This window comes from Mycobacterium sp. NPDC006124 (assembly GCF_040614235.1).
In the GTDB taxonomy this organism is placed as follows: Bacteria; Actinomycetota; Actinomycetes; order Mycobacteriales; family Mycobacteriaceae; genus Mycobacterium.
Genome location: NZ_JBEXUA010000028.1, coordinates 1 through 26323, shown reverse-complemented (window position 1 = coordinate 26323; position 26323 = coordinate 1). Strand labels below are relative to the sequence as shown.

25 protein-coding genes and 2 pseudogenes are annotated in these 26323 nt (G+C 64.3%); 18 read left to right on the top strand and 9 right to left on the bottom strand.

The genetic code is table 11. The features are described from left to right. Positions 1-76 precede the first annotated feature (76 nt). Positions 77-1150 carry an AMP-binding protein gene (locus tag ABZ195_RS28175; protein WP_355223175.1) on the bottom strand — a complete coding sequence of 358 codons (1074 nt, stop codon included), beginning with the start codon at positions 1148-1150 and terminating at the stop codon, positions 77-79. 397 nt (positions 1151-1547) lie between these two features. Between ABZ195_RS28175 and ABZ195_RS28170 the strand changes: the two genes are divergently transcribed. Together ABZ195_RS28170 and ABZ195_RS28165 are read left to right on the top strand one after the other, a co-directional pair. Continuing rightward, on the top strand, positions 1548-2009 hold the full coding sequence (locus tag ABZ195_RS28170; protein ID WP_355223174.1) for a PaaI family thioesterase: 462 nt from the start codon (positions 1548-1550) through the stop codon (positions 2007-2009). Further along, the gene (locus ABZ195_RS28165; protein WP_355223173.1) at positions 2006-2674 is read left to right on the top strand and encodes a TetR family transcriptional regulator; all 669 of its coding nucleotides are present in this window, start codon (positions 2006-2008) and stop codon (positions 2672-2674) included. Before ABZ195_RS28170 ends, ABZ195_RS28165 begins: the two co-directional genes overlap by 4 nt. A 110-nt stretch (positions 2675-2784) precedes the next feature. Here ABZ195_RS28165 and ABZ195_RS28160 read toward each other — a convergent pair whose 3' ends face one another. Genes ABZ195_RS28160 through ABZ195_RS28150 form a run of 3 tightly spaced genes read right to left on the bottom strand, consistent with a single transcriptional unit; the run spans position 2785 to position 5973 of the window. Continuing rightward, the gene (locus ABZ195_RS28160; RefSeq protein ID WP_355223172.1) at positions 2785-3360 is read right to left on the bottom strand and encodes a carboxymuconolactone decarboxylase family protein; all 576 of its coding nucleotides are present in this window, start codon (positions 3358-3360) and stop codon (positions 2785-2787) included. 25 nt (positions 3361-3385) lie between these two features. Then, positions 3386-4483, bottom strand: a complete 1098-nt coding sequence (locus tag ABZ195_RS28155) for a medium chain dehydrogenase/reductase family protein (RefSeq protein ID WP_355223171.1) — start codon at positions 4481-4483, stop codon at positions 3386-3388. Continuing rightward, positions 4480-5973 (bottom strand): acetyl-CoA acetyltransferase, encoded by a 1494-nt coding sequence (locus ABZ195_RS28150; protein WP_355223170.1) that lies wholly within the window; start codon positions 5971-5973, stop codon positions 4480-4482. The genes ABZ195_RS28155 and ABZ195_RS28150 overlap by 4 nt, the downstream gene beginning before the upstream one ends. 281 nt (positions 5974-6254) lie before the next feature. Here ABZ195_RS28150 and ABZ195_RS28145 point away from each other — a divergent pair, with 281 nt between their 5' ends. From ABZ195_RS28145 to ABZ195_RS28135, 3 genes are all read left to right on the top strand, one after another. After that, entirely contained in the window at positions 6255-6692 is a 438-nt protein-coding gene (locus ABZ195_RS28145) for a MaoC family dehydratase N-terminal domain-containing protein (RefSeq protein WP_355223169.1), read from the top strand. A 536-nt stretch (positions 6693-7228) separates the two neighbouring features. Beyond that, complete coding sequence (locus tag ABZ195_RS28140; protein ID WP_355223168.1) at positions 7229-8068, top strand: enoyl-CoA hydratase/isomerase family protein; 840 nt, start codon at positions 7229-7231, stop codon at positions 8066-8068. After that, positions 8058-8837: an enoyl-CoA hydratase-related protein gene (locus tag ABZ195_RS28135; RefSeq protein WP_355223167.1), complete on the top strand. Its 780-nt coding sequence runs from the start codon at positions 8058-8060 to the stop codon at positions 8835-8837. Before ABZ195_RS28140 ends, ABZ195_RS28135 begins: the two co-directional genes overlap by 11 nt. 121 nt (positions 8838-8958) lie before the next feature. Here ABZ195_RS28135 and ABZ195_RS28130 read toward each other — a convergent pair whose 3' ends face one another. After that, positions 8959-10137 (bottom strand): acyl-CoA dehydrogenase family protein, encoded by a 1179-nt coding sequence (locus ABZ195_RS28130; RefSeq protein ID WP_355223178.1) that lies wholly within the window; start codon positions 10135-10137, stop codon positions 8959-8961. Between the two features lie 140 nt (positions 10138-10277). Between ABZ195_RS28130 and ABZ195_RS28125 the strand changes: the two genes are divergently transcribed. From ABZ195_RS28125 to ABZ195_RS28070, 12 genes are all read left to right on the top strand, one after another. After that, positions 10278-11879, top strand: coding sequence for a carboxyl transferase domain-containing protein (locus ABZ195_RS28125; RefSeq protein WP_355223166.1), 1602 nt, complete (start codon positions 10278-10280; stop codon positions 11877-11879). Positions 11880-11884: 5 nt separating this feature from the next. Continuing rightward, a complete protein-coding gene (locus tag ABZ195_RS28120) occupies positions 11885-13909 on the top strand; it encodes a biotin carboxylase N-terminal domain-containing protein (protein ID WP_355223165.1) in 2025 nt (674 codons plus the stop codon). A 54-nt stretch (positions 13910-13963) separates the two neighbouring features. Further along, the gene (locus ABZ195_RS28115; RefSeq protein ID WP_355223164.1) at positions 13964-15118 is read left to right on the top strand and encodes an acyl-CoA dehydrogenase family protein; all 1155 of its coding nucleotides are present in this window, start codon (positions 13964-13966) and stop codon (positions 15116-15118) included. A 117-nt stretch (positions 15119-15235) separates the two neighbouring features. After that, complete coding sequence (locus ABZ195_RS28110; RefSeq protein ID WP_355223163.1) at positions 15236-16792, top strand: long-chain fatty acid--CoA ligase; 1557 nt, start codon at positions 15236-15238, stop codon at positions 16790-16792. Between the two features lie 297 nt (positions 16793-17089). Beyond that, positions 17090-17269 carry a hypothetical protein gene (locus ABZ195_RS28105; RefSeq protein WP_355223162.1) on the top strand — a complete coding sequence of 60 codons (180 nt, stop codon included), beginning with the start codon at positions 17090-17092 and terminating at the stop codon, positions 17267-17269. Between the two features lie 537 nt (positions 17270-17806). Next, positions 17807-18313: a MaoC family dehydratase N-terminal domain-containing protein gene (locus ABZ195_RS28100; RefSeq protein ID WP_355223177.1), complete on the top strand. Its 507-nt coding sequence runs from the start codon at positions 17807-17809 to the stop codon at positions 18311-18313. Further along, positions 18310-18747, top strand: a complete 438-nt coding sequence (locus ABZ195_RS28095) for a MaoC/PaaZ C-terminal domain-containing protein (RefSeq protein ID WP_355223161.1) — start codon at positions 18310-18312, stop codon at positions 18745-18747. Before ABZ195_RS28100 ends, ABZ195_RS28095 begins: the two co-directional genes overlap by 4 nt. Before the next feature lie 251 nt (positions 18748-18998). Continuing rightward, the gene (locus ABZ195_RS28090) at positions 18999-20165 is read left to right on the top strand and encodes a thiolase family protein (protein WP_355223160.1); all 1167 of its coding nucleotides are present in this window, start codon (positions 18999-19001) and stop codon (positions 20163-20165) included. Beyond that, the gene (locus ABZ195_RS28085) at positions 20162-20587 is read left to right on the top strand and encodes an OB-fold domain-containing protein (protein WP_355223159.1); all 426 of its coding nucleotides are present in this window, start codon (positions 20162-20164) and stop codon (positions 20585-20587) included. The genes ABZ195_RS28090 and ABZ195_RS28085 overlap by 4 nt, the downstream gene beginning before the upstream one ends. A gap of 88 nt (positions 20588-20675) precedes the next feature. Beyond that, positions 20676-21548 carry an AMP-binding protein gene (locus tag ABZ195_RS28080; RefSeq protein ID WP_355223158.1) on the top strand — a complete coding sequence of 291 codons (873 nt, stop codon included), beginning with the start codon at positions 20676-20678 and terminating at the stop codon, positions 21546-21548. Between the two features lie 97 nt (positions 21549-21645). Beyond that, entirely contained in the window at positions 21646-22074 is a 429-nt protein-coding gene (locus ABZ195_RS28075) for a PaaI family thioesterase (protein WP_355223176.1), read from the top strand. Between the two features lie 58 nt (positions 22075-22132). After that, on the top strand, positions 22133-23104 hold the full coding sequence (locus ABZ195_RS28070; protein ID WP_355223157.1) for an alpha/beta hydrolase: 972 nt from the start codon (positions 22133-22135) through the stop codon (positions 23102-23104). 291 nt (positions 23105-23395) lie between these two features. Here ABZ195_RS28070 and ABZ195_RS28065 read toward each other — a convergent pair whose 3' ends face one another. The 4 genes and pseudogenes from ABZ195_RS28065 to ABZ195_RS28050 form a co-directional block, all read right to left on the bottom strand. Then, complete coding sequence (locus tag ABZ195_RS28065) at positions 23396-23599, bottom strand: hypothetical protein (RefSeq protein ID WP_355223179.1); 204 nt, start codon at positions 23597-23599, stop codon at positions 23396-23398. Then, positions 23587-23769: pseudogene (locus tag ABZ195_RS28060) on the bottom strand (IS3 family transposase); the annotation flags it as partial. The gene ABZ195_RS28065 and the pseudogene ABZ195_RS28060, both read right to left, overlap by 13 nt. A gap of 55 nt (positions 23770-23824) precedes the next feature. Beyond that, a pseudogene (locus ABZ195_RS28055) lies at positions 23825-23992 on the bottom strand (IS256 family transposase); the annotation flags it as partial. Between the two features lie 111 nt (positions 23993-24103). After that, positions 24104-25402, bottom strand: coding sequence for a cytochrome P450 (locus tag ABZ195_RS28050; RefSeq protein ID WP_355223156.1), 1299 nt, complete (start codon positions 25400-25402; stop codon positions 24104-24106). Positions 25403-25612: 210 nt separating this feature from the next. On the opposite strand from ABZ195_RS28050, the gene ABZ195_RS28045 reads away from it, so the two are divergent. After that, entirely contained in the window at positions 25613-26224 is a 612-nt protein-coding gene (locus tag ABZ195_RS28045; RefSeq protein WP_355223155.1) for a helix-turn-helix domain-containing protein, read from the top strand. Positions 26225-26323: the final 99 nt, after the last annotated feature.

The window sequence follows — 26323 nt, the reverse complement described above, 5'->3', positions numbered from 1 at the left end:
GGCCGGTTGACCCCGATCGAATACGAAGCAATCATGACCACACCGGCCAGTCAGGCCGCGTGACCGAAACTGTCACCTAATGGTGCAGCAGACCCGGCAGCTCCCGATCGTCGGCGTCGAAGATCTTCACTTCGGCACAGGGCGCAGCGCGACCAGCCGAACGCAATAGGTCCGGATGATCGTGGTCCTCAGGACGCAGGACCGTGGCCAGCGGAGATAGTTCCGTCATGCCATAACCCTGCATGAACCGCGCCGAGCTCATGGTCTTCATGGCACGCGACAGCACCGCCTCAGAAATTGGCGACGCCCCGTACATCACGTTCTGGAGGCTGGCAAGGTCGTAGTCTCCGACGGCGGGATGGTCGACGACCATCTGCAACATGGTCGGCACCAGGAGTGCATCGGTGACTTGCTGGCGCTCGATGGTCTGAAGGATCGCGGTCGGATCGAAGGTCGAGAGCATGACGTGTGTTCCACCGAGGGCGGTCTGCCCAGCCCAGGCGGCCAAGTCCGCGAGGTGGAACAACGGGGCGACGTGAAGCAATCGACCCTCTGAACTGAGAAAGCTTCCCACACTGAGCATTCCCAAGACGGAGGTCATCAAGTTGGCATGGCTGAGCATCACGCCCTTGGGTAGCCCCGTGGTGCCACCGGTATAGAAGACCCCCGCCAACTGATCGCCACTGCGGCGCACGTCGTCGATGACATCGCCGGCTGTAATGAGGTCCTCGTAGGAGTACATCCCCTCCGGTGTAGGAGAGTTCCCGCAATGGACGACGGTATGCAGCCCAGGATACGACGCACGCAGCGCCGGGACGGCTGGACTGAAGGCGTCATCGACGAACAGAACGTCGGTTTGCGAGTCACGAAGGGCGTAGCCGATCTCTACTGGGCTCCACCGGATGTTGATCGGATTCAGAACGGCGTCAGCCCACGGTACCGCCAACAGGTACTCATGGTAACGGTCAGAGTTGAGCGCAAGCATCCCGACGCGATCTCCCGGGTTTACACCAACCGAGTGTAAAGCGCTCGCCAACTTCGCAATCCGCTGCGCAGACCGGGCATAGGTACATGTCCGGTCCCCGTCGACGGTGGCGAGACGGTCGGGATGTTGTTGCAACGCCCTGTGCAAGCCCTGAGTGAGATACATTGCGCTTCCTCCTCACCGCACCGGTGCGGGCGTACAACGGGACACCCCATGGCGCACTGCGTCCGAACGTTACCCTAGATTAACATTTCGGCTTCACGGGCAGGAGACGTTTCGTTCGGATCCGTGCCCCGTGCACGGTCGACCATCAAGTGGCTTCCGTAGACGTCACTACGAAACGCGGCCTCTGGGGCGCGTCAGGTCACGCTCACTCCGACGAGTTCGATTGCGGCAGCTCGGTTCGAAGTCCCACGATGCAGCCCGTACGATACTCAAGGTAGCGCGGCGAAACTATTAGTACTGGAGTGTCGTGATGTCTAATTCTGATCAACCTCGGCACGATGTGCCCGGCTGCGCGGCCATCGGGGCCGAGCTGCTGCCCCCTCATACCTTGACCTGCATGGGCTGCGGCCCGAGCAATCCGCATGGGATGAAACTCGAGGTCTACCGGTGGGCGGACATGGTGTACGCCGACGCAACCTTCACCGAGCGTCACGTCGGAGCGCCGGGCCTGGCCCATGGCGGCGCGGTCGCCGCGGCGTGTGACGACGTCTTGGCGTTCACGCAATGGATCGCCGGCACACCCGCGGTGACGCGCAGCTTGACTGTCGAGTATCTCTTGCCGGTACCGCTCGGCCAGCCCCACCGCATAACTGCCAAGGTCACCGCACGCGACGGGCGCGCCTTGTACGTCAGCGCCCATGGTGTTGACGCCGACGGTACCACCCGATTCACCGCGCAGGCCACGTTCATCGTGGTCACCGCCGACCACTTCGCCGCCCACGGCGACATGACCGGGTTCGCGGGACTCTTCGAGCAGCTCGCACGACGCGAGGCCGTCAACGGCGAAGCCGTGCCATGAGCACCCCGACCTCCTCCGAGCTGCCGGTACCGACGAATACGATGCCGACGAGGAACCTGTCTTCACCTCTTCGGGCGGCTAGCGTCGGTTCCGGCCTCGCGCTTCATCGGCGCAATGCGATTCTGGACGCGGTACTGGTCCTGGCCGCGGAGGGTGGCTACGGAGCCGTGCAGATGCGGACGGTCGCTGAGCGCGCAGGCATCGCCGTAGGCACGCTCTACCGCTACTTCGCCTCCAAGAACCACCTGCTCGCATCCGCGCTGACTCGTCAGTTCCACCGTCTGCGCGGCGTCCGCGATTGGACCACCACCGCTGGTTCACCTCAACAACGACTCGAACGGCTCACCGGTTATCTGCATGAGCGCTGGCAGCGCGACCCGCTGCTCACCGAAGCCATGACGAAGGCCTTCGTCATGGACAGCACCTCCGCAACTGCCGTGAATGAAGCGGCAGTGGCCATCGAACACCTGCTGGCCTGCACCCTGTGCGGCGGCCACCCAAGTGCCACGGACCGACGAGTCGCCGGGGTCATCGCCGACATTTGGCTAGCCAATATGGTGGCATTCGTCGGCGGCCGGGCGTCCGCAACGCAAACCCGAGCCCGAATGGACTGGGCCGCCAAGCGCCTACTGAAAAACTTCACGACCGACGCCAAGCATCTATGAATCGTGCACTGCGGGTCCACCTGCCATGAACCCGTCCCGTCCGGCCCAATGTTGGCAAACGCGCTGACCGCCTGACGCGACGTCCTGAGCCCCGCACCAGTCGACATGGCCTAGCCAGTGGGAGGTCGAGCACCTTCCGGGGGCCACGCGTCGATGCCATCTTCAAGCGGAACATCCAAGGACCGCAGCAGGGCGGAGAACAGCCGCCAATTTCCGATCGCGGCGACGAGCTCGACGAGCACCGCTTCGTCCCCATGCAATGCACGCTGGCAGGCAGTCCAGGTCTCATCCGAGATCGTGCCGTCGCGCAGGGTCTCGTCGGTCGCCGCCAGTACCGCCCGCTCAACTTCGCCGAAGTGGGTGGCGTTTTGCCAGTCCTGCACCGCGAGCAGGTCATCTTCGGGTACGTCGAGTAACCGGGCAACCCTCCAGTGCTGTGTCCATTCATAGACCGAGCCAGTGACCCAGCCGATCCGCATGATGATCAACTCTCGCAACCGCGCATCCAGCACGCCCTTCCACAGCAATGCCTCCAGCATTCCGTTCAAGGCAACTGCCACGCCGGGTTGATGAAGGGCGATACGGAATACCGACAATTCGGCCATACCCTCCGGAATTCCGCATTCGGTGGCGCGTTGGCGCGCGTCCGCCAGCTCGAGCATTTCGATCCGATTTCCCTTGCTCACAGTGGATCCTTTCGGTTGGACGCTGTCAAACAGTGGGCACAAAGACATTGTGCAAGGCGGGAGAATGCTCGGGTTCGGCTCCGGCAAGGACGTCGAGTAACCGCGGCAAGCCCGCGAATCCCGTGACTTCTCTCGACAACTGAGCAAAGGGCCAGCGCCCCGAGACCAGTAATTCGATGGCGCTCCGGTAGGCGGGGTAGTCGACCCCCAGCGAACCAAAGACGCGCAACTCCTTGAAGACGAGGAGGTCCGGCTCGAAGCCCGGTGCGCCGCCGCCGCCGCGGGTGCCGGCAACGACCACGCGTCCGCCGGGCTGCGCAAGTGCGACAGCGTCTGCAAAAGCGCCCGGCGCCTTCGCCGTCACGTCGACGACCACGTCAGCGAGGCGGCCCGTGGCCCGTTGCAGGGCCTGCACGGGGTCATCCAGGGTGACGTCGATAGTCAGGTCAACGCCGAAATTGCGTGCTGCGGCCAGCCGAGGCCGGTCGCGAGGACCGAGGCCGGTCATCGCGACGAACTTCGCGCCGGCCTCCTTCGCAGCCACGGCCGCGCAGATCCCCCGGATTCCTGGCCCTAGGACGACGACGACGTCGCCCGGCTGGGTCTCAGGCAACGTGACTGCCCACTTGATTCCTGCGCCAAGTGGGTTGAACAAGGTCGCGAGGATCGGATCGAGTCCGTCAGGGATGGGCAAGAGCATGGAATCGAACGGCAAGTGGAGGTGGGTTGCATAACCTCCCCACAGCCCAGGCGCGATGTCTACGTTGACGAAGCCAAACATCGTCGCCAGCCCGTTGCGCACGCACCTGCGATATTCGCCATGGCGGCACTCGTCGCACTCTCGGCAAGATCGAAAGACCTCGACCGCGACTCGCTGACCCGGAGACACGCCCCAACGCGTTTGAGCAGCGTCGCCAATCTCCTCGATGACGCCGACCACTTCGTGTCCGGGGATGAAGGCGTAGTCGGCCGGCAGGTGTCCGCCAAACTGTTCGTGGTCCGTGCCGCAGAGACCGCACGCCTCAATCCGAAGAAGCCCGGACTCGTCATCGACGCGGGGCACCGCGAGGTTACGCCGCTCGAGGGTGTGCGGCTTGGTCAGAACAAGCGCGTCGGCGTTCATGACAGTTCGAACTCGACATGTTCGTCCCCGCCGCGAACGGTGATCGAGTGCCCGACCATCATTTCCTTTGACATTGCCTTTGCCACCTCTGGATCTTCGTTGCGCGCCGCGACTCGGCGGCCGTCGGGCAAGCGTGCGAACACCGGCACCCAGGACGGTCCTTGATCGCGGTCGTGGACCACCGTGTACCCGTCTATCGTGGCCCTTCCAGTAGCGTCGGCGAGCGGGGCGACCGCAAGCGACGTGGCGTCGATTGCAGTCTGCGCCTGGACCATGTTCGGTGTCTGCCATCCGGTTGGCGGCGGCGTTGCCGACCACAGACCCAATGAGTGCTTGGTGATGTACCAACCAAGCCCGGACAGGAGTCCGACGGCATCCGGCTCGCTTCGGCAGCGTCGTACCATTTCCGCGATCGAATGGCTGACGTAGTTGTTGCCCGGTCCCCCGTGGTAGGGCAATCCGCCCGTCACCGTGAATCCGCGGGCGTCCGCCGTGTCGAGATCAAGGGCATCGATCGCCGCCTCGACCGCGGAAGGAAAGCAGGAGTAGAAGTCGAACCATGTGACGTCGTCGATGGAGAGTCCGCTGGCAGCGAGCACTGCGCCGCCAGCGGCTTTGATTCCCGCGGATCGGCCCAGATCAGGACGCTGCACCGGGTAGTACACGTCATTGCAGGTGGCCGCCGACCAGGGAAAGACCCACCGGTCACGCGGCACTCCGAGTTCTTCGGCGACTTCGGCGGCCACGAGGACGAAGGCGGCCGCCATGTCGACGGCGATGATGCTGTTGAGCAGCTTCGGGTATGGCTCGCACACCATTCGATTGGCCGGTGAGACCGCACTGAGCTCATCGGCGCTGCGGGCGCGGGGAAACCAGGACTGTTCTGGATGTCGTGAGGCCTCGAATGTGAACGGAGCCATCAAACTGCCCAACCAGCGGCGTTGCTCGTCGAAGGTTCTGCCAGCTTGTGCCGCCATCGCCGACTCGAAGATGGGATACACCTCGTGCGGCCAGTGCAACCCGGCGCGCATCTCCGATTCGCTAAGTCCCGGGCGCGCGTCGCCCAACGATTCGTCGCGTGATGCAGAGGCCTTCGGCTCCGGCAGCGCGTCACTCGAGGTGATCCGGCGCGCTGACGCGCCGCTCTCTGCCCCGACTATCAACGCGGCGTCGCTGTCACCGCGCCAAATGCGATTGCCCAGTTTCTCGACCAGATACTGGGGCGTGTTTCCGCCGACCGGACAACTGATGCGATGCTTTGGAGTCAGCCCGGTGGCTTCGGCAATTCTCGACGCCGGGTTGTCGCGCGGAATGAGCAAAATGCCGGGCGCGGCCACGGTGTCGATCCGATATCCGATCGCGGCCCCGGCATCATGCAGTGCCCGACGGGCGGCCTCTGACGCCAAATCGATGGGATCGGCGATACCTTCGCCGCGATGTGTCAGATCTCCGACTCCGACGACAACCGGAGTGCGCGGCGAAATGATCACGGGTTAAATCACTTCCACTGTCAACGTCTCCTTTTGTGACACATCTTCGATATTGTCACAGCGCGCTCGCGGAACACAACTACCCGTTCACTTCGTGTACGGAACAATAGATTTTGCTGGTCCAAGCACACCGCTCGACGAAGGACGCCTTGCGGACGGGCACCACCGAATAATCTCCCCATCAACAGTGTCAGCGACTCGACGAAAGGCCTCTCATGACCTCAGCCCACCTATCTAGCGCCGACGTCGAACCGCTAGTTCGCGGCAGAACGTGGGAAGAAATGACGGCAGGGTTCTACTTCAAGACCGCGAAGCGCACCGTCACCGAATCCGACCTCGCGACGTTCATCAACCTCGGCGGGTTCAACGAACCGCTGTTCTACGACGCGTCGCATGCCGCCGCCGGTGGATACCGAGGCAGGCTGGTCCCCGGCGCTCTGATCTACTGCATCGCAGAGGGTTTGATCGTCCAGACCAACTTCCTCAACGGCACGGGCCTGGCCTTCATGCACATGGAACTGTCGGTCAAGCGACCCGTGTACGTCGGCGACACGCTTCTCGCCATCTGCACCGTCACGAAGTCGCGCCCGTCGAGCAAACCGGGTCGCGGCGTCGTCACCGCGACTGTCAGCGTCCGCAACCAGCGCGACGACGAGGTTCTGACGTACACCCCGGTTCGGCTCATTCGCGGCGCGGACTTCATCGAGGGTAACGACTGAAATCGTCTCTGGCGGGGCATCTTTGGCGTCCCCGTCGACCTGGCGCGAGGGTAGCACGGCGTCCGCGATGTCCCAAGTCCCGGCGCCGCGAGGTGGAATCGCCGCCCGCTCGATGGTCCATGTGTCGGCGCGCGGCCGAGGTCTCCGGCCGCCCAAACCACGACCGCAGGACAACTATCCCAATCGGTACGAACTTGGCGCTAGAGGTTGGTCAGGGACGTCTCGGTACCGCGTGAATTTTGATGTCCTTCAATGAGATCAGGTTGGCCGACTACCGGTGAGCAAGCCCACTCCTGCGCCTGCCCATCGGGCGCAGCAGCCCCGGTGACGCATGGCCTGGGTCTCTCGGCATGGGGAGAATGAAACATCGAACCCAACCAGCGCCGTGGAGACGTCCCACCACGGTCCGATTAGGCGGCCGGTGTGCGTCCGTTACCATTCCAGGACGCGATGATGGAAGCCTCGGAGTACTAGTCCGAGGCCCGCACTCCACCCGTGGAGTGAACCTCCGTTCTCAACGATGCAAAGGGGCATTCATGACGAACTACGACGACTTTCCGAGCTTGCGCTTCGAACCCACCGACGACGGTGTACTGCACATCGTGTTGGACGCGCCGGGGTTGAACTCCGTCAACCCCCAGATGCACCGCGACCTCGCCGACATGTGGCCCACGATCGACAGGGACGACAGCGTACGAGCCGTACTCGTCCGCGGCGAAGGCACGGCGTTCTCCTCCGGCGGTAACTTCGACCTGCTCGACGGTATGATCAACGACTACACCAGTCGGGTCCAAATCATGCGCGAGGCACGCGATCTGGTGATGAACATGGTGAGTTTCAGCAAGCCAGTCATCTCCGCAGTCCGTGGCCCAGCCGTTGGTGCCGGCCTGGTCGTCGCAATCCTCGCCGACATCTCGGTGGTCGGGCGCACCGCGAAGATCATCGACGGCCATACCCGCCTCGGCGTGGCCGCCGGGGACCACGCCGCCATCTGCTGGCCGCTGATGGCGGGTATGGCCAAGGCCAAGTACTACCTGCTCACGTGCGAGACGTTGAGCGGCGAGGAAGCCGAGCGCATCGGCCTCGTGTCCAAGTGCGTCGACGACGACGACGTCCTCACCGAGGCGAGTAGGATCGCGACAAACCTCGCCGCGGGGGCACCAACAGCGATCCGCTGGACCAAACACAGTCTCAACCAATGGTTCCGGGTCTTCGGTCCGTCCTTCGAAGCGTCCCTCGGCTTGGAGTTCATCGGCTTCGGCGGTCCGGAAGTCCGGGAAGGCCTGGCCGCACACCGAGAGAAGCGTGCGCCCGACTTCACCAACCTGGGTCCGACCCTCGATTCCGGCAAGGTCGACCGACCCCATGTCCACTAAGATCGCCATTCGCGTCGACGGCGCGGTGGCCCGGCTCGAACTGGACGGCGCCGACCGCCTCAATGCCATCGGCACGCAGACCTACACAGATCTCGCCGCCGCGATACGCACCCTGGAGTCGCAAACCTCGGTGCGTGCTGTGATCGTGCATGGCTCCGGCCGAGTGTTCTGCGCGGGCGCCGACATTGCTGAGATTCAAACCTTCAGTGGCCGTGAGGCCTTCGCGGCGTTCCTCCGTGGTTTCACCGACGCACTCGACGTCCTTGTCGCCAGCCCGCTGCCCGTGATCGCCGCCATCCACGGCAGTGCGCTGGGCGGCGGCCTCGAGCTGGCCATGGCGTGCGACCTGAGGGTCGCGACACCCGACGCCACGCTCGGGCTTCCCGAGGCCAAACTCGGCGTGCTCCCAGGCGCGGGTGGTACGCAGCGATTACCGCGACTCATCCCCGTCGGGGTGTCCACCGAGATGCTGATGCTGGGCAACGTCATCGACGGCGAGCGGGCCCACGCCCTCGGCCTGGTGAACCGACTCTCCTGCACCGACACCCTGCTCGAAACGGCGGGTGGCATCGCCGAGCAACTGGCTACAGGCGCAGCACGAGTCGCGTCGGTCACGAAGTCCCTCCTGCAGCAGACGCGCCATCTGTCGACGGCTGAGGGAATTCAATACGAACGCAACGCGGTCGCGGACCTCTTTGACACTGCCGACGGACGCGAGGGTTTCCGCGCCTTCACCGAACGACGCGCCCCGACCTTCGACGAGAGGTGACAGGACGGGACGGGATCGGCATATTCATGAGGGACCAAACGTCAGGATCGGGTGAGACTTCGTCGCCATAGAACATGCCGGAGGCCCAAACAGGTCCGGGTCGGAGGTTGTCGCGGATGGCTCAGAGGCCGATCCGCTTCGCGATGATCTCCTTCATGATCTCGGTGGTGCCGCCGCCGATCCCCAGGATTCGCGAGTCGCGGTAGTGGCGTTCGACCTCGGTCTCGCGTAGGTAGCCCATTCCTCCGTAGAGCTGCACAGCTGTATCGACGGCAAGGGCACAGGCTTCCACGGCCTGGTTCTTTGCCATCGAGACCATCCGAACGTCGGTGTCACCCGCGATGATGCGGTCAACGGCGGCCCGCGTGTAGGTGCGCGCCACGTCCACGGCGGTGGCCATGTCGACGATCTTGTGCCGCACCACCTGACGGGTGGAGAGCGGACGGCCGAAGGTTTCGCGCTGCTTGACCCACTCCAGTGTCAGGTCGAGGCAGCGCTGCGCGGTCGCATAGCACTGCACGGCGATGAAGGCACGCTCTATTTGGAACTGCTGCATGATTTGCAGGAAGCCGCTGCCTTCTGGGCCAACGAGGTTGGCTACCGGCACCCGTACGTCCGAGAAACTGAGTTCGGCGGTGTCGGAGCACAGCCACCCCATCTTCTTGAGGGTGCGTGAGACCGCAAAACCCTCGCTACCGCGCTCTACGACCAGCAATGAGATTCCCGAAGCCCCCGGTCCGCCCGTACGCACGGCGGTGGTGACGAAATCGGCCCGAACCGCCGAGGTGATGAAGAGCTTCGCGCCGTTGACCACGTACTGGTCACCGTCGAGCCGAGCGGTGGTCCGGATACCGGCGACGTCGGAACCCGTGTCAGGCTCGGTGATGCCGAGGCTGCCGATCTTCTCGCCTGCGAGTGTCGGCGCCACGAACTTGCGGATCTGCTCGGGGTCGCCGTGTGCCGCCATGTGCGGAAGGGCAATGTTGTGCGTGAGCAGGCTAGCCAGGACCCCGGACGAGCCGCCCGCCTCCATCACGGCCTCGGTGAGCAAGACCAGGTCGCGTAGGTCGCCCCCGGAGCCACCGACCTCCTCCGCGAAACCGATGCCCAACAAGCCCACGGCGGCTGCGCGGCGGTGCAGATCGCGGGGCAACTCACCGGCGTCCTCCCATGCTTCCAGGTGCGGGACGATTTCCTTTCGGGTGAACGACGTGGCCAGGTCACGCAACGAGATACGCTCCGGCGTCGTCCACGGATCCATCGCGGCGTAACCGGCTTCCCGCGCATCCGTCTTGATCATGGTCATGAGGGCGCTCCTGCCATCAAGCGTTCGGGGAAGGTCGCGCACCTTGCTTCGCGCCGGCCCCATTGTCATTGGATGTTACTAGCCGCTAACGTAGCCTGTTATGAGATCGACGTCGATGTCACCTGGAGGAAAAGTTGGTTGACGTCCTGCCCGACCGAGTCGACACCCGCGCGCCGGAATACCTCGAGAATCGCGAGGGACTCACCGCGCAACTGGCTGCGATCGCTGCTCAACTCTTACTAGCCAACGGTGGCGGCGGGGAGAAATACGTTGCGCGGCACCGCAAGCGAGGCAAGATGCTGGCTCGCGAGCGCGTCGAACTACTCATCGACCCCGATACCGCCTTTCTGGAGATGTGCCCGTTTGCGGCGTGGGGCACGAAGTTTCCCGTCGGCGGCAGTGTCGTGGTGGGCATCGGCATCGTCGAGGGTGTGGAGTCGATGATCATCGCCCATGACCCGACCGTTCGAGGCGGCGCCTCCAACCCCTACACCTTCCGCAAGGTGTTCCGGGGCATGGCGGTGGCCCGCGAGAACCGGTTGCCCATCATCAACGTCGTCGAGTCGGGCGGGGCGGACCTGCCCACGCAGGCTGAGATCTTCGTGCCCGGCGGCCAGTTGTTCCACGATCTGACCCATCACAGTGCACTTGGGCTGCCGACGCTCGCGCTGGTATTCGGCAACTCCACGGCAGGCGGCGCGTACATCCCCGGCACCTGTGACTACGTGGTGATGGTCCGCAACAGGTCCAAGGTCTTCCTCGGCGGTCCGCCGCTGGTGAAGATGGCTACGGGCGAAGTGTCCGACGACGAGTCGCTCGGCGGCGCTGACATGCACGCCCGTACCTCCGGGTTGGCCGACTACTTGGCCGAAGACGAGCAGGACGCCATCCGGATCGGGCGGCGCATCATGGCAAGGCTGAACTGGCGCAAGCGGGGCCCGGGTCCAACCCAGCCGCCGAACGCCCCGCTGCGGGATCCCGACGAACTCCTCGGGATCGCCTCGGTGGACCCGAAGGTTCCCTTCGACCCTCGCGACGTCCTCGCCCGCATCGTGGACGGATCGGCGTTCGACGAATTCAAGCCGCTCTACGGAACCTCTCTGGTCACCGGCTGGGCCTCGATACACGGATATCCGGTGGGAATCCTGGCGAACGCTCGCGGCATCCTCTTCAGCGAGGAAGCCGAGAAAGCGGCCCAGTTCATTCAGCTGGCCAACCAGATCGACACGCCGTTGGTGTTCCTTCAAAACACCACCGGTTACATGGTGGGCGCGGAGTACGAGCAGGGCGGCATCATCAAGGACGGCGCCAAGATGATCAATGCCGTCTCGAACAGCACGGTCCCGCACTTGACGATCGTGATGGGCGCGTCCTACGGTGCGGGCAACTACGGCATGTGCGGACGGTCCTACTCGCCCCGCTTCCTGTTCGCTTGGCCCAATTCGCGCTCCGCCGTCATGGGGCCGGCTCAACTCGCCGGCGTGTTGTCGATCGTGGCCCGCGAGTCGGCCGCTGACCGTGGTCTCCCGTTCGACGAAGACGCCGACGCCCAGATGCGCGCTGCGGTCGAAACCCAGATCGAACAGGAGTCAGTCGCACTGGCCAACAGCGGCAGGCTCTACGACGACGGGATCATCGATCCTCGTGACACCCGCACCGTTCTCGGCTTCTGCTTGTCCGTGGTGCACAACGAAGAGATCCGTGGCCAGCGTGGCTACGGCGTGTTCCGGATGTAATGGCGATGCCCGTGATCAAGAAGCTGCTCGTGGCCAACCGGGGAGAGATCGCCCGGCGCGTATTCCGCACCTGCCGAGACCTCGGTATCGCCACCGTCGCCGTGTACTCCGACGCGGACGCCGATGCCTGGCACGTCGCCGATGCGGACGAGGCCGTTCGGCTACCGGGTTCCTCGCCCGCGGAGACCTACCTCGACGGTGACCGGATCATCGCCGCGGCTCACCTCACCGGTGCCGACGCCGTCCACCCCGGTTATGGATTCCTCTCGGAGAACGCAAGATTCGCGCGGGCCTGCGCCCAGGCAAAACTCGCGTTCGTCGGCCCGCCGCCGGATGCCATCGACGCCATGGGTTCGAAGCTGAGGGCCAAGGCGATGATGTCTGACGCCGGCGTGCCGGTCCTCCCGGGCGGCGATGCCACCGACTTGGCCGGCGAGGAGCTACGGAAGCTCGGGGCTGACATCGGCTATCCGCTGCTGGTCAAGGCGAGCGCGGGGGGCGGCGGGCGCGGTATGCGCGTCGTCGCATCGGCCGACGAGCTCGACGGAGCCGTTGTTTCGGCGTCCCGCGAGGCGAAGTCGGCATTCGCCGACGGCACGGTGTTCCTCGAGAAGTACGTGCAGCGCCCTCGCCACGTCGAAATCCAGGTGATGGCCGACATGCACGGCACCGTGGTCTCGCTGTTCGAACGGGAATGCTCGGTGCAGCGTCGTCACCAGAAGGTCATCGAAGAAGCCCCCTCCCCCGTGGTCGGCGATGAGCTGCGCACACGGATGGGTGCGGCGGCGGTCGCTGCGGCACGGGCCGTGGGCTACGTCGGCGCCGGAACCGTCGAGTTCGTCCTCGACGCGAACGGCGGTGATGACGACGGCACGTTCGCCTTCCTGGAAATGAATACCCGGTTGCAGGTCGAGCACCCGGTCACCGAACTCATCACCGGACTTGACCTCGTGCGCCTGCAGTTGCTGGTGGCGATGGGTCGGCCATTGCCCGCCGAGGTGAGCGATCCGCAGATTACCGGCCACGCGGTCGAGGCCCGGCTGTACGCCGAAGACCCCACGATGGATTATCTGCCGCAGACCGGGACACTGCGCACCATGCAGATCCCCAGCTACGCCGGGGTTCGCGTGGACTCCGGCGTGCGAGACGGCTCGCTGGTCAGCCACCATTACGACGCGATGATGGCGAAGGTGATCGCATGGGCGCCCACTCGCGCTGAAGCGCTCGGCACGCTGTCCGCTGCGCTCGCCGATGCCCGGATCCACGGACTCACCACCAACCGCGATCTGCTGGTCCGCGTTCTGCGACACCACGAGTTCGCTGGGCGCGGCACCGACACCGGGTTCCTCGATCGCCATGATGTAGCCGAACTCGGCGCAGCCCTCATCGACGGCGATGGAGAGGGCTTGCACGCCGTCGCGGCAACGCTTGCTCAGGTCGCAGCGCGCCGCGACGCGGCCCCCGTCCAGCCGACGCTGCCTGCGGGGTGGCGCAACAATCCGTCCCAACTGCAGGCCACCGGATGGGCGACCGCCGACGGACGCGAGCGGTGGGTGAGCTATGCGCTGCTGCGCGCCGGCGTCGAGGTTGAAATCGATGGCAAGCGTATCGACGGCGTCACCGTGCTCGCGCAAGGGCCCGAACGGGTGGTCTTGGAGACCGGTGGACTGCGACGTGGATACGACGTCGTCCTCGACGGCGACATCGCCTACGTCGACAGTCCTGCTGGGTCCTCGACGTTCACAATGGTTCCGCGGTTCCTCGACCCGAGCACGCTGAAGCCAGCAGGCTCGCTGATGGCGCCCATGCCGGGGTCGGTCATCCGGCTGCCCGTTTCCGCAGGAGACACCGTTACTGCCGGACAGGCCCTGGTCGTGCTGGAGGCGATGAAGATGGAGCACACCATCGCCAGCCCGATCGACGGAGTCGTCGAGGAGTTGTCGGTCGAGGTGGGTCAACAGGTTTCCACCGGCGACCCTCTCGCCGTGGTCGGCGCTGCCGACGATTACGCCAGGGAACCAAGAGGATGAACACCCACCCGTCGCCGACCCTGGCTGCGGGTGCCTGCGAAGTGAGGAGCGAAAATGGAACTGCACGAGACCGAGGAACGGCAAGCGCTCCGCAAGGCCGTGTCCGAGATCGCCAAGGACTTCGGGCACGAGTACTACGTGGCCAAGTCTCTCGGTGGGGAGAAGAGCACCGAACTCTGGCAGGCCGTCGGCAAGCAAGGTTTTCTCGGGGTGAACATCACCGAGGAGTACGGCGGCGGCGGCGGCGGCATCTACGACATGCAGATCGTTGGTGAGGAGCTCGCCGCAGCAGGTTGTCCGCTACTGATGACAGTGGTCTCACCCACCATCTGCGGCACAATCATCCAGGCTTTCGGCAGCGACGAACTCAAGTCGCGCTGGCTGCCCGGGATCGCCAGCGGCGAGGTCATCATGTCGTTCGCGATCACCGAACCGGATGCAGGCTCGAACTCTCACAACATCTCCACCCACGCCAAGCGCGTCGGCGGGGAGTGGCTGCTCAACGGCACGAAGTACTACATTTCCGGCGTCGACGAGGCAGAGGCCATCCTGGTCGTCGCCCGGACCGAGACCGACGACCGCGGCCGGGGACGGCTGAGCCTCTTCGTCGTTCCGACCGATGCGCCCGGGCTGACCAAGACCATCATTCCGGTGCAGGCCGTGACGCCGGAAAAGCAGTTCACTCTGTTCTTCGACGACGTACGGGTGCCGGCCGAGAACTTGATTGGCACCGAGAACGACGGCTTGCGTCAGGTTTTCATGGGCCTGAACCCCGAACGCATCATGGGCGCTGCCCTGGGCAACGGCATCGGCCGTTATGCGCTGGACAAGGCCTCTGCCTATGCGCGCGATCGCAAGGTTTGGGACGTCGCGATTGGTTCACACCAAGGCGTGTCACACCCGCTGGCACATGCCAAGATCCAGCTGGAACTGGCCCGCCTGATGACCCAACGGGCGGCGTCGCTGCACGACGCCGGCGACCCAGGATCGGGCGAGGCGTCGAACATGGCCAAGTACGCAGCAGCCGAGGCCGGCATCCTGGCCCTCGATCAGGCAATTCAGACCCACGGCGGCAATGGGATGGCTACCGAGTATGGGCTGGCCACCCTCTGGGGCCCTGCTCGTCTGATGCGCACCGCGCCAATTAGCCGAGAGATGATCCTCAACTACGTGGCGCAGCACAGCTTGAAACTGCCGCGGTCCTACTGATGGGTCTTGGTCCGCCCCGGCGGACATGGCACGGACTGGGTCACGGTCTCAGAATCTGGTTCGCTTGGTAACTCTCGATGCAAAGAGCCGCCGATGCGGCCAAAGGAGGAAGACTTAATGGATCGCGGTATCGGCCAGTGGGTCGCCAAACGTGCCTTCCTGAATGGGCAGCGTACGGCGTTGGTCCAAGGTGACACCCGCTTCACCTTCTCGGACCTCGAACGCCGCACGAATCAGGTGGCTTCTAGCCTGTTGCGTCTCGGCGTCCGCAAGGGAGACCGGGTAGCCGCACTTCTGATGAATTCGGTCGAGTTCGTCGAGATCCTCGTCGGCAGCGCGAAGATCGGCGCAATCATGGTCCCGATCAACGTTCGTCTCGCCGGTCAGGAGGTCGGCTACATCCTCGCCGACTCGGGCGCCGACGTTTTCGTCTTCCACGACCCCCTCGCGGCATCAGCGATCGGTGCGCAAGCCGAGCCGGGTGTTCGGGTTCGCCACACCGTCCGAGTCGGAGGCGCGGCGGCGGCCGGCGAGATTGCCTACCCCGACCTACTCGCCAGCGGCACCCCGGAACCTCTCGACGGTGACGTTGGCGGCCGCGACCCTGCGTTCATCATGTATACCTCGGGGACTACCGGGCGTCCGAAGGGCGCCATCCTCACTCACGACAACCTGCAGTGGAACGCCATCAACGTGATGGGCGCCGACACGGGTGTGCACGGCAGCGACGTCACGGTGGCCGTCGCTCCGATGTTCCACATCGGCGGACTTGGCGTGCACACGTTGCCATTGCTCTACGTCGGAGGTACGAGCGTGATCCTCCCGTCATTCGATCCGGTAAGCACACTCACGGCAATGGCCGAGAGTCGGGCCACCATCCAATTCATGGTGCCGGCGATGTGGTCGGCCCTGACGCAGGTTCCTGATTTCGACTCCTACGATCTCTCGGCATTGCGTTTTGCCATGGGCGGCGGCTCACCGGTGCCGCTGACAGTCATCGACTTCATGCAGCAGCGCGGCGTCAGCTTCACGGAGGGATTCGGAATGACCGAAACCGCACCCATGGTCTCGGTCCTGGATGCCGCCAGCGTCACGACGCGGGCCGGCTCGATCGGCCGGGTCGCCATGCACGTCGACGCCCGAATCGTGGACGACGACGACCGGGACGTATCGGTCGACACCGTCGGCGAACTCTTGGTGCGCGGGCCCAACGTGTTCATGGGGTACTGGATGATGCCGTCGGCCACCGCGGAGGCCTTCCGGGGCGGCTGGTTTCACACCGGCGACCTCGGTCGCATCGACGCCGACGGCTACATCACGCTGGTCGATCGCAAGAAGGACATGATCATCTCGGGCGGGGAGAACGTCTACCCCATCGAAGTGGAGCAGGTGCTCTTCCGTCACCCTGGTGTGCTGGACGCCGCGATAGTGGGCGGCCCGGACGCCAAGTGGGGCGAGCGCGTCGTAGCCGTTGTGGTGGCCGATCCAGCCGCCGAGAGGGAACCCGGCGCCGACGAACTCATCGCCTGGTGCCGCGACCGGTTGGCTCACTTCAAATGTCCGCGCGAGGTGCACCTTACGGACGAGCTGCCCCGCAACGCCACCGGCAAGCTCCTCAAGACCGAGCTGAGAAAGCGCTTCACCGGCGTCCAGGGCGGCGTCGTCCTGCGCTGACGACCTCAGCGCTGTTGCAAGTCGGTGCAGAGTACGTGGGCGCCCCCGGCGAGCGGACTTCTAGCAAAACCTGACGCGGCCCGTCTTGCGCGGTCAGCCGATGAGATGGCGGGCGATGACCAGCTTCTGAATCTGCGGAGTCCCGTCGCCGATCTGTGCGTCGGCAGAAGTCGATACGCACAACGATCAGCGACCTGGGCCCGAGCGGGCACCCGATCTGGTGGATCGCCAGTTCCGCATGACCACCCCGGACGCATTGCTCGTCGCGACTTCACCGACGTCAAGCTAGTCACAGGGGTGTTCGTCTACGTCTCGTTCGTCATCAACGCTGACGCCGAGGTGTTCGAGGAGCAGCTACGCTCGCTCAAAGACCCAGATACCCGGGCCTACGTCGAGCGGCGCGTCGGAACGGGCAATCTGCTCGACACGATACCCACCGAAAAGGCGTCGGCGTCGTGTCCCCATGGGTGGCGATAATCGTCAAACCTAGCAGTACGCCGTGCCGATCGAGTGCCCTGAGCTCGTCCGAGCACATCTCCCCCGAGGTCGCTCGAGCGAGTTAGCCGTCGAAGAATTCCCGACGCCCCAGCGCCGCGGGCGAGACCGCGACGCTCCAGCACGGCGGCCCCGACCGCAGAACCACGCCGACGCCGCCGTGGCGAAAGCTGCGCGGTTCCCGAGCCAACGCGTACTGGCCTCCAGTCTGTCCAGTTGCCCCTCCAGTCTGTCCAGTCGCCGAAATGCGGGCGCGAACCCGCCCGGCACACGCACATAGTGAGGTACGCTCGGGCAGGTCTTGAACGTCCAAATGGCCTACCCCCCCGATGGTTTCACACATTCGGTAGTGAGTCCCAGGAAGACAACCGAGGGTCCGCCAGGTCGGGCTCGAACAGTCCCTCCGATCCGGCGAGGTGCCGAGCATCGGGAGCATCGGGTTCGGTTCGCAACCGGACCACACCACCGAAGGAAAGGGTGACCTTGAGTACTGCCGCCAACGATCTCACGGGCCTCGGAATGGCTTTCGGAACCCTTGAACAGGGCCGAGCATGGGTCGGTCGAACCTCGGAGCCCAGACAGGCTTGGTTTCCAATCGACCGCTCTTTGGTGCTCTATTATTGTTCGCTCGTGGAAGATGCGAATCCGCGTTACTGGGAAGGTGACGAGTGCCCGCCGGGTTTGCTGATGACCCTCGGCTTCAATCCCCAATGGACCCCCGAGCACCTACGCCGCGACGACTCGCTTTTCGCATTCAGCGTGCCCCTGCCTGGTCACCACATCATCAACGCCTCTACCACCACCGAGCTGGAGCGTCGGCCACGAATCGGCGACCACGTGTCGATCGTCGAGGAGATCATCTCGATCTCGCCAGAGAAGACGACCCGACTCGGCATGGGCGTCTTCATCACCTCGCTGACCACATTCGGCGACCAGCACGGCGAGGTGATCGCGCGCAACACCAACGTGCTGTTCCGGTATGACATCACCGGCGACGACGGGGATCGGATCGAGGAGCAGCAATGAGCTACGACCCAGCAACCGGACTACGTTTCGACGACGTCGAGGTCGGCGACGAGATCACCACCGTCTCGATCCCCGTTACCTACAAACGGATCTGCATGAACGCGGCGTCCACGTGGGACTGGTTTCCCGGCCACCACGACCCCGAGTACGCCAAAAGCCAGGGCCAGCAAACGATTTACTTGTCGACATTGTTCTTCCACGGCTTCATCGATCGCGGGCTCGGCGACTGGGCCGGTCCCGACGCACTGCTGCGCCGACGCAAGATCTCGATGATCAGGTCGATCTACCCCGGTCAGGTCGCAACCCTCACGGGCCGCGTCGTGGGCAAGCGCGAGGTGGACGGCGCGGGCCTGGTCGACCTGGAGCTCATGGTCTCCAGCGAGGAAGGGCCGTGCGTGCCCAGCGAGGCGACGCTGCAGCTCGCGAGGGGATAGGTGCGCTCTGGTCCCACAAGAGCTGAGCGGCACCGTTTCCGAAGGCGTCCATGCCCCCGATGCGCCTGCAACACTGCGAACGTCCTTCTGCGCCCATGGTTCGGCCTCCGACGTGAGACGCTGCGAGCATTTGTGTGTGAGGTCTGCTCTCTTCCGCGTCAGCAGTACGAAGCAGGCGAGCAGCACCATGGCGGACGCGTCTAGACACATTCGCTAGCCACGAATGTTAGTGACTGCTAACGTCTGGTCACATGCCAGCACCACTCGCCACACTCGCCGGATTCGCGGAGGTCACCCCCGGCCGCCTCGACCGCCCCTTCTTGGATCTGCATCTCGAGTCGGCCGTTGCCGCCCTGCGCGATGCAGGGATGCAGGCCTCCGACATTGACGGCCTAATCTGCGTGGGCTCGATGATGGGCGAGTCGATCGAGCACACGTTCCTGTCCGAGGAGATCCAGGACTCGCTCGGGTTCCATCAGCTCGGGTTGCAACTCGGTGTCCAATTGGGCGGCGGAAGTCACCTCGCCATGCTCGGCGTCGCGACGCGGGCGATCCAGTCCGGTCAGTGCTCGGCAGTCCTGTGCGTGTCGGCAGGGGTGTTTCCACCGATCCGCGACATCGGCAGGCGTTTGATGACGATGACCTGCCATCCGGACTATGAGCTCCCCTACGCACCTTCGATCCCCACCCTCTACGGGTTGATCGCGCAATCATGGCTCGACGAGGTAGGACAAGGTCGCGAGGTGCTTGCGGAGGCCGTCGTGGCCCAGCAAGAATGGGCGCTCCCTCATCCCACCGCAATCGGCACCGACGCCGGAAGCTTCACCGTCGAGCAGGTGCTGGACGCACGGCACATTGCCGGCCCGTTCGGTTACCTCGATTGTTCCATCCCCTGCGAGGGTGGCGGAGCCATGATCATCGTCTCGCCGGAACTGGCGTCTAGCCTCCCGCATCGACCAGTCAACGTGGTAGGAATCGGGGAAGGACATACTCACGGGTTCCTCACCTCGATGCCAGATCTGTCGCGAACTGGCGCGGTCCGCTCGGGCGCGGCCGCCTTCGCCCAGGCGGGGGTCACACCCGCCGACATTCAGCTCGCGCAGCTCTACGATGCCTTCAGCTCCAACCCGCTGATGCTGCTCGAGGAACTCGGCCTCGCCGACCGTGGCAAGGCCGTCGACCTGTACCGCGACGGCTCCACCCGCCCCGGCGGTCGACTCCCGGTGAACACAAACGGCGGGCTACTACGCTTCGGGCACTCCGGAACCGCGTCGGGCATCTGCGGAATACTCGAGGCATACCAACAGATGACCGGCCGCGCTGCCGGCATCCAGGTCGACCGCGCCGACCTCGCCGTCGTCCACGCCTACGGATCCATGCTTTGCAGTCACGTCACCGTCATCTTGGAGGGATCATGACCACCACTTTCTTGGACGGGCTAGCCGATCCCGAGGTACTCCCCCGCATCGACGAGGTCAACCGCGGCCACTATGAGGCCGCCGCCCAGGGTCGGCTCGCCGTGCGCGAGTGCACCGCGTGCAGACTGCTGTTCCACTATCCGCGTCCGTTCTGTCCTGGCTGCCACTCGGCCGAGCTGAAGTGGACCGACATGTCTGGCAACGCGACCGTCCTCGTCGCCGCGATCGTCAGCCGCCCCCCGTGGAACGAGCTGCCCCGGTCGGCGCCCTACCCGGTCGTCGTGGTCCGCCTCGCCGAGGGCCCACAGATGCTCTCAACCGTCGAGAATTGCGACCCGGCCACGGTGGTGGCGGGAATGGCAGTGCGCGCGGCGTTCGAGCGCATTGGCGACATTGGCATGGTTCGGTTCGTCCCCGCCTGAGTGCCCGAAGCGCAGACTGCGAGAGGAGCACGGTGACGACGGATCACCCCCTCGCTACCAACATCGCCAACCGGGTCAATTCCGGGACATGCAGACTCGGGCCGCGTGGCACCGACCCCGCCACGAAGCCGTGATCGACGGTGATCGGCGGATGACTTACCGCGGGTTGAACGAGGAGGTCAACCGACTCTCCCACGCGCTGCTCGCGGCTGATTACAAGCGTGGTGACGACCTCGCGCTGGCCAGCGGCCAGCTCAGCCACGCCGGATCGGTGGATCTGCCCGTGCCCGACGTCCCGGTCGGGGATATGAACGACGCCGGCCATCTCCTGCCGACCGGGGAGACCGGCGAGATCGTTTACCGCGGCCCGCACGCCATGGAGGGGTACCTGCGTAACCCGGACGCCACGGCCGAGGCGTTCGCGCATGGCTGGTTTCACTCCGGCGATGTGGGACACCTAGACGCCGACGGGCTGCTCAGTTTCGCCGACCGCAAAAAGGAACTGATCAAGTCCGGTGGTGAGAACATCGCGTCCATAGAGGTGGATAAGGCGCTCCATGAGGTCGAGCCGCGGCTCCAAGAGGTGGTGGTCGGACTCCCCCATGAGCGTTGGTCGGAGGCGGTCGCCGCCATCGTGACGCCCAAGTCACGCGTGGTGCTCGACGAGAAGGACCTGATCGCCGCGGCGCGAACTCGGCTCTCGGGGTTCAAGGTGCCAAAGGCCGTGCTGTTCACCAGCGCGATACCGCGCACGGGCACGGCAAGATGCAGAAGAATGTACTGCACGCGCAGCACAGCCACCCCTTCGACAATTGATGCTAGCCGGTCAGTCGCAGGTCAGAGCTTGTCAGCCAACAACTTTCGACCGCAAAGGCCCACGGTAAGGTTCTGGGCGCATCAGCCCGGAGCGCACCTGATGTACGGCGGCATGCTGTATGGCACTCTCGACACCGCCGGGTAACGTAAAGTAGTGAACGAGTCCTCACATGCGGGCGGGCCACTACGGCACGGATGGTGCCAGTGATTACGAGGGTAGGAAACGACACGCGATGCAGAACGTGAAATTCGTGCACTTCGATGAGCAGATCGCCGAGCAGATGCTCAGATCGGCGAACACTGCTGGCGGTCTGTCGACATTTCTGGACTTCCGGCACATCGAACTCACTGCCGGCCGACTGGTCGCCGAGATGGAAACTCGCGAGGAACTGCTGACACCGTTTGGCAACCTGCACGGCGGATGTTTGACCGCAATGGTCGACCATTGCCTAGGGGTCGTGTTCTACCCCGTCATCGAGTCGGGATCCTGGGTGGCCACCACGGAGTTCAAGCTCAACTTGCTCAGGCCCGTGTCCAGTGGCGTGTGCGTCGCCGTCGCCCACATCGTATCCCTGGGCAAGCGTAGCGGGGTGGCACGGATCGACATCACCAATGGCGACAAGGCCGTCTGCGCCGCCCAAGGCACCGTGACGATCGTCAGCCGGCAGTGATCATATCCGTCGCCAATCGCGCGCGGCAGTTGAACTTCGGCGTTGCCGTAACCGTGTCATGATCTCGGTCGCTCAGCATCGCGTCCAAACCACCGATGGCATCACGCTGGCCGCGGAGTACTACCGCCACGATGCCGTACGTCCTATGGTAATTCTCTTGCACGGCGGCGGCCAGAACCGCCACGCGTGGAGCACGTCTGCGCGTCGCCTCCATTCCTATGGGTACTCCGTGGTCACGTACGATGCCCGCGGCCACGGTGACAGTGACTGGGATCCGGCAGGCCGATACGACGTCGACCGACTGGCATCCGACCTGATCGCCGTCAGAGATCACTTCAGCGCCGACGAGCCACCCGCAGTAGCCGGTGCTTCCCTAGGGGGCATGACGATTCTTGGTGCGCACCTGCTCGCCCCTCCGGAACTATGGGCTGCGGTCGTGCTGGTAGACGTCACCCCGCGGTTGGAGTTCCAGGGTGCGCAGCGCGTCGTGTCGTTCATGTCGGCCCACCCCGAGGGCTTCGGCAGCCTCGACGACGCCGCGGAGGTCATCGCCGCCTACAACCCGCATCGGGCGCGGCCTGAAAATGTCGATGGCTTACACAAAGTCTTACGGCAACGCGATGACGGCCGCTGGATTTGGCGTTGGGACCCAGCGTTCATCCACTCCGCCTTCGACTTCCTCCTCGACGAATCGACAGGCGGGACCGAGCAATTCGACGCGATCAGTCACCTGCTGATCGACGGCGCCCGACGCGTCACGGCACCGACGCTCCTCGTGCGCGGACTCTTGTCCGACGTCGTGTCTCAGAGCACCGTAGACGAGTTCACTGAACTGGTCCCCCACGCCGAAACCGTTGACGTGTCAGGCGCTGGCCACATGATCGCCGGTGACGACAACGACGTCTTCATAACCGCTGTCTCCGAATTCCTCGGCCGCTGCATCATATTAGGCATCGACGCCGGTCGGACCTCGTCGAATGCGGCGTCACTCCCTTTTCTGCATGGCGACGAGTCCCGGCAACGAGATTGACTGCAGCCAGGTTTCGGGCAAAGCGGTCCCGCCCTGCTGGCTAGAGCCAAACGCGAAACGCTCAACCTGAGATTGCCCCTGGATGGTGGACACCGGTCAGGCGGCTTGTGCCGTCTGATTGTGGCGGTGTTCGAACTCGACTGGACTGATCATGCCGAGTTTCGAGTGCCCCGTCGGCGGTTGCAGACCCGTTCGATCCAGTCGCCAGCCGCGAGCCTAGCAGCATTCTTCGCCGGCCAGTAGTACCGGTGTTAGAACTCTGATTTAATTGTGCTACAGAAGGATTCGGCCTCAGCGTTGTCCGAACACACCCCCGGTTCGGCCGACTGATTGGGCCATCTCGTGGCGTCGGGCGAACCGGGCGAGTTGCCCGGAGGCGTACCGGGTGCCCCGGCCTGCGTGAAATAGGACCTGCCCGGGCAGCGTCCCGCACAGCGCCACTGCCATCGACAGCGCGGACTCCACCAGATCGTGCGCATAGGCTGACGTACCCATGAGCGCACCGACTTGATGCCGTACCCAAGTTGGCGGGCCACCCGCTGCACGGTTCCGTGATCGGTGCCCAACTCCGCCCGCAGGGCCCGGACCATCCGCACCGCGGATGCCTTCTCCTCCGGGGTGTACCTGCGTGTCGTCGGCGTCCCGGGCGACTGTTCCTTCGGCATGGCTCCATCCTCGTTTCCAAGGTCAGGAGCCTCCAGCATTTCCAGGGCGATTCACCTCGTTCAGCGCGGTCTCCAGGACCGTTTTGGTGAGCTGTTTGAGCAACCCATCGGGCCCGGTCAGTAGGCCCTGCTCCTGGGCCAGCCGGACCAGCTCGATCGCAGCCTTCTGCTCCGCGGACCGCTCAACCGCCGTCTTCTTCGCCACATCGTCCAGTGTCGTCATCACGGCGACCTTTCTCGCCGAGCATCGCTCAGCGTGTCCGGCCGGAAACACCGTTAAATCCACAGTCCCCGGGCCGCCACGACGACCCGACGGCAGCCCGATCCCCGTTCATCAGGCAGGTGTCAGTCGAATCGGCAGGTGGGTGGGGCCACGAAGTGAGCTGTTGGTGGACCAGGTGGTCGAACCGGCCGCCGTGATGGCCGAGGCTTGGGACGTGAGTTCACGGAGCACCGCCTGGCCCTCTATGCGAGTGAGGGTTGCTCCGATGCACATGTGAGCTCCGTAGCCGAAAGCGATGTGGTTGCGGGGGTTTCGCTCAGCGCGGTAGGTGTCGGGGTCCTCGAAGACCTCAGGGTCGCGGTTGGCGGCGCCGAATGCCAGCAAAAGCCGCGACCCGCTGGGGATGGTCACCACGCCGACTCTGTAGTCGGTGCGGGCGTAGCGATACAGATTTTGGATGGGTGTCGAGTACCGCAGCTGTTCCTCGACGGCGCTGGGGATCAAGTCGGGATGGTCTCGGATCATGGCGAACTGATCGGGGGCGTGGGCGAGAGTGTCGAACATACCGCCGATGAGATTGGTGGTGGTTTCGTTCCCAGCGAACAGCAGTAGCATCGCGATGAAAAAGAGCTCGTCGTCGGAGAGCTTGCCGTCCTCGTTGTTCTCGACGAGCCGGCCCAGGACGGTATCCGCCCCCTTAAGCCTGCCGGAGGCCAACTGATCCTTGAAGTACCGGCGCAGTGCCGCGATCGCCCGAACCCCCCTGAACCCGTGGCGCAGACCGATGGGGGTGACGGCAGCATTGATCACCCCGACACCGTCTTTGGACCACGATCGGAAATTGTCGACATCTTCGGGTGGAATGCCGATAATGTGCGCGATCATTCGGATGGGCAAAGGCATGGCGAGGTGCTCCATCACGTCGCAACCGGGGTTGGCGACTATGTCGGCGACGAGCTCTTTGGCGAGTTGCTCTGCCATCCCCTGCCAGTCGCTCATGGCTCCCTTGGTGAATCCAGGTTGTACTTGTTTGCGCAGCCGGGTGTGGTCATCGCCGTCGGTGAGCACCAGGATCGGTGCCGAGATCTTCATCCGGGTGACGCCTTGCCTGCTTGTGATCGCCTCGGTGTCGCGTAAGGCTGCTCGGATGTCTTCGTGTCGGCTCAGAATCCAGGTCGCACGTTTGGGGTTGTAGTGCACTCGCCCTCCGGCGTGCAGCGCACGATAAGCATCGAATGGCTGCGCCGCGGTCGCTGGATCGAGCGGATCGTAATCGGTGTTGACCGCGCCGGTCCATCCTGCATAGCCACGGCGCCGGACCCGCACGGCCGCAGCAAGGTTCATTCCGATAGCCCCCATCACCGGTCCCCCGATCTGCCGCACCGCGCTCTCCGAGCGCAACCTACTCATCGGTGGCCCCGCTAAGTTCGAGGTTGGTGCTCGGGCGCGCTGCGCAGTACGTCATGGAATCAAGGCTGGCCAACCACGCTCTACCGCGTCAATGGAGGGGTAAAAGTTGAGAGGACATCGCCTGCCGCTGGCGTGCCATAATTCTCACGATAGCGCTGTGACATGCTAATATCCGTGGGTGGGAAGCGTGTATGAATTCTCATTTTGAGAATGCCGCGCCACCTGACCAGGGGTGTTGAGCATCGGAAAGCCTTCGAGGTGACAAGTAACGACTGGCTACTCGATCAGCCCAGAGCGGCCGCTGCAACCGAAAGGATTCTCCAGGCGGCCGCGAGTTTGATTGGTCGCCGCGGCTTCGATGCTTTCTCTATCGACGAACTCGCCGCCGCGGTCCACTGTTCGCCAGCGACGATCTACCGTCACGCGGGTGGGAAAGCCGCGATTCGCGAAGCGGTCATCGCGAGGCTGTCGTCGCGCATCGTGACCGCCGTCGACGACGCGATCTTGGATTTGACAGGACATGAGCGGATCGTCGTCGCCATCAGCGCGGGCCTGCACCATCTTCGCGCGGAACATGTCATCCAACAACTGCTCCGGTCATCCGATCCGAAGACCCGGCGATGGATCGAGACCTCGCCGATCGTCACCGGAATCGCGACAAGCCTGATCGGCTCAGATCGTCGCGACGAGGCCGCAGCCCAGTGGTTCGTGCGCGCAGTGCTTGCGCTGTGGCACTGGCCGGCAAGCGATCCTGGCACAGAACGTGAGATCGTGGAGCGGTTCCTCGGGCCAGTATTGAGCGCGCAGAAAGCGTGCAACTGAACCCTGAACCACCCCGTGTTTGATGCACACCTTCTTTCGAGGGAAGGTTGTTCGCATCATGCCGAAGAAGTACGACGAGGAGTTCAAGGCCCGAGCGGT

Excerpts from the sequence above, each read along its gene's own strand:
- ABZ195_RS28175 (WP_355223175.1), bottom strand. The coding sequence starts at position 1,150 with ATGTATCTCACTCAGGGCTTGCACAGGGCGTTGCAACAACATCCCGAC.
- ABZ195_RS28170 (WP_355223174.1), top strand. The coding sequence starts at position 1,548 with ATGGGCTGCGGCCCGAGCAATCCGCATGGGATGAAACTCGAGGTCTAC.
- ABZ195_RS28165 (WP_355223173.1), top strand. The coding sequence starts at position 2,006 with ATGAGCACCCCGACCTCCTCCGAGCTGCCGGTACCGACGAATACGATG.
- ABZ195_RS28155 (WP_355223171.1), bottom strand. The coding sequence starts at position 4,483 with ATGAACGCCGACGCGCTTGTTCTGACCAAGCCGCACACCCTCGAGCGG.
- ABZ195_RS28145 (WP_355223169.1), top strand. The coding sequence starts at position 6,255 with ATGACGGCAGGGTTCTACTTCAAGACCGCGAAGCGCACCGTCACCGAA.
- ABZ195_RS28140 (WP_355223168.1), top strand. The coding sequence starts at position 7,229 with ATGACGAACTACGACGACTTTCCGAGCTTGCGCTTCGAACCCACCGAC.
- ABZ195_RS28135 (WP_355223167.1), top strand. The coding sequence starts at position 8,058 with ATGTCCACTAAGATCGCCATTCGCGTCGACGGCGCGGTGGCCCGGCTC.
- ABZ195_RS28130 (WP_355223178.1), bottom strand. The coding sequence starts at position 10,137 with ATGATCAAGACGGATGCGCGGGAAGCCGGTTACGCCGCGATGGATCCG.
- ABZ195_RS28120 (WP_355223165.1), top strand. The coding sequence starts at position 11,885 with ATGCCCGTGATCAAGAAGCTGCTCGTGGCCAACCGGGGAGAGATCGCC.
- ABZ195_RS28115 (WP_355223164.1), top strand. The coding sequence starts at position 13,964 with ATGGAACTGCACGAGACCGAGGAACGGCAAGCGCTCCGCAAGGCCGTG.
- ABZ195_RS28110 (WP_355223163.1), top strand. The coding sequence starts at position 15,236 with ATGGATCGCGGTATCGGCCAGTGGGTCGCCAAACGTGCCTTCCTGAAT.
- ABZ195_RS28100 (WP_355223177.1), top strand. The coding sequence starts at position 17,807 with ATGGCTTTCGGAACCCTTGAACAGGGCCGAGCATGGGTCGGTCGAACC.
- ABZ195_RS28095 (WP_355223161.1), top strand. The coding sequence starts at position 18,310 with ATGAGCTACGACCCAGCAACCGGACTACGTTTCGACGACGTCGAGGTC.
- ABZ195_RS28090 (WP_355223160.1), top strand. The coding sequence starts at position 18,999 with ATGCCAGCACCACTCGCCACACTCGCCGGATTCGCGGAGGTCACCCCC.
- ABZ195_RS28085 (WP_355223159.1), top strand. The coding sequence starts at position 20,162 with ATGACCACCACTTTCTTGGACGGGCTAGCCGATCCCGAGGTACTCCCC.
- ABZ195_RS28080 (WP_355223158.1), top strand. The coding sequence starts at position 20,676 with ATGCAGACTCGGGCCGCGTGGCACCGACCCCGCCACGAAGCCGTGATC.
- ABZ195_RS28070 (WP_355223157.1), top strand. The coding sequence starts at position 22,133 with ATGATCTCGGTCGCTCAGCATCGCGTCCAAACCACCGATGGCATCACG.
- ABZ195_RS28065 (WP_355223179.1), bottom strand. The coding sequence starts at position 23,599 with ATGGGTACGTCAGCCTATGCGCACGATCTGGTGGAGTCCGCGCTGTCG.
- ABZ195_RS28050 (WP_355223156.1), bottom strand. The coding sequence starts at position 25,402 with ATGAGTAGGTTGCGCTCGGAGAGCGCGGTGCGGCAGATCGGGGGACCG.
- ABZ195_RS28045 (WP_355223155.1), top strand. The coding sequence starts at position 25,613 with ATGCCGCGCCACCTGACCAGGGGTGTTGAGCATCGGAAAGCCTTCGAG.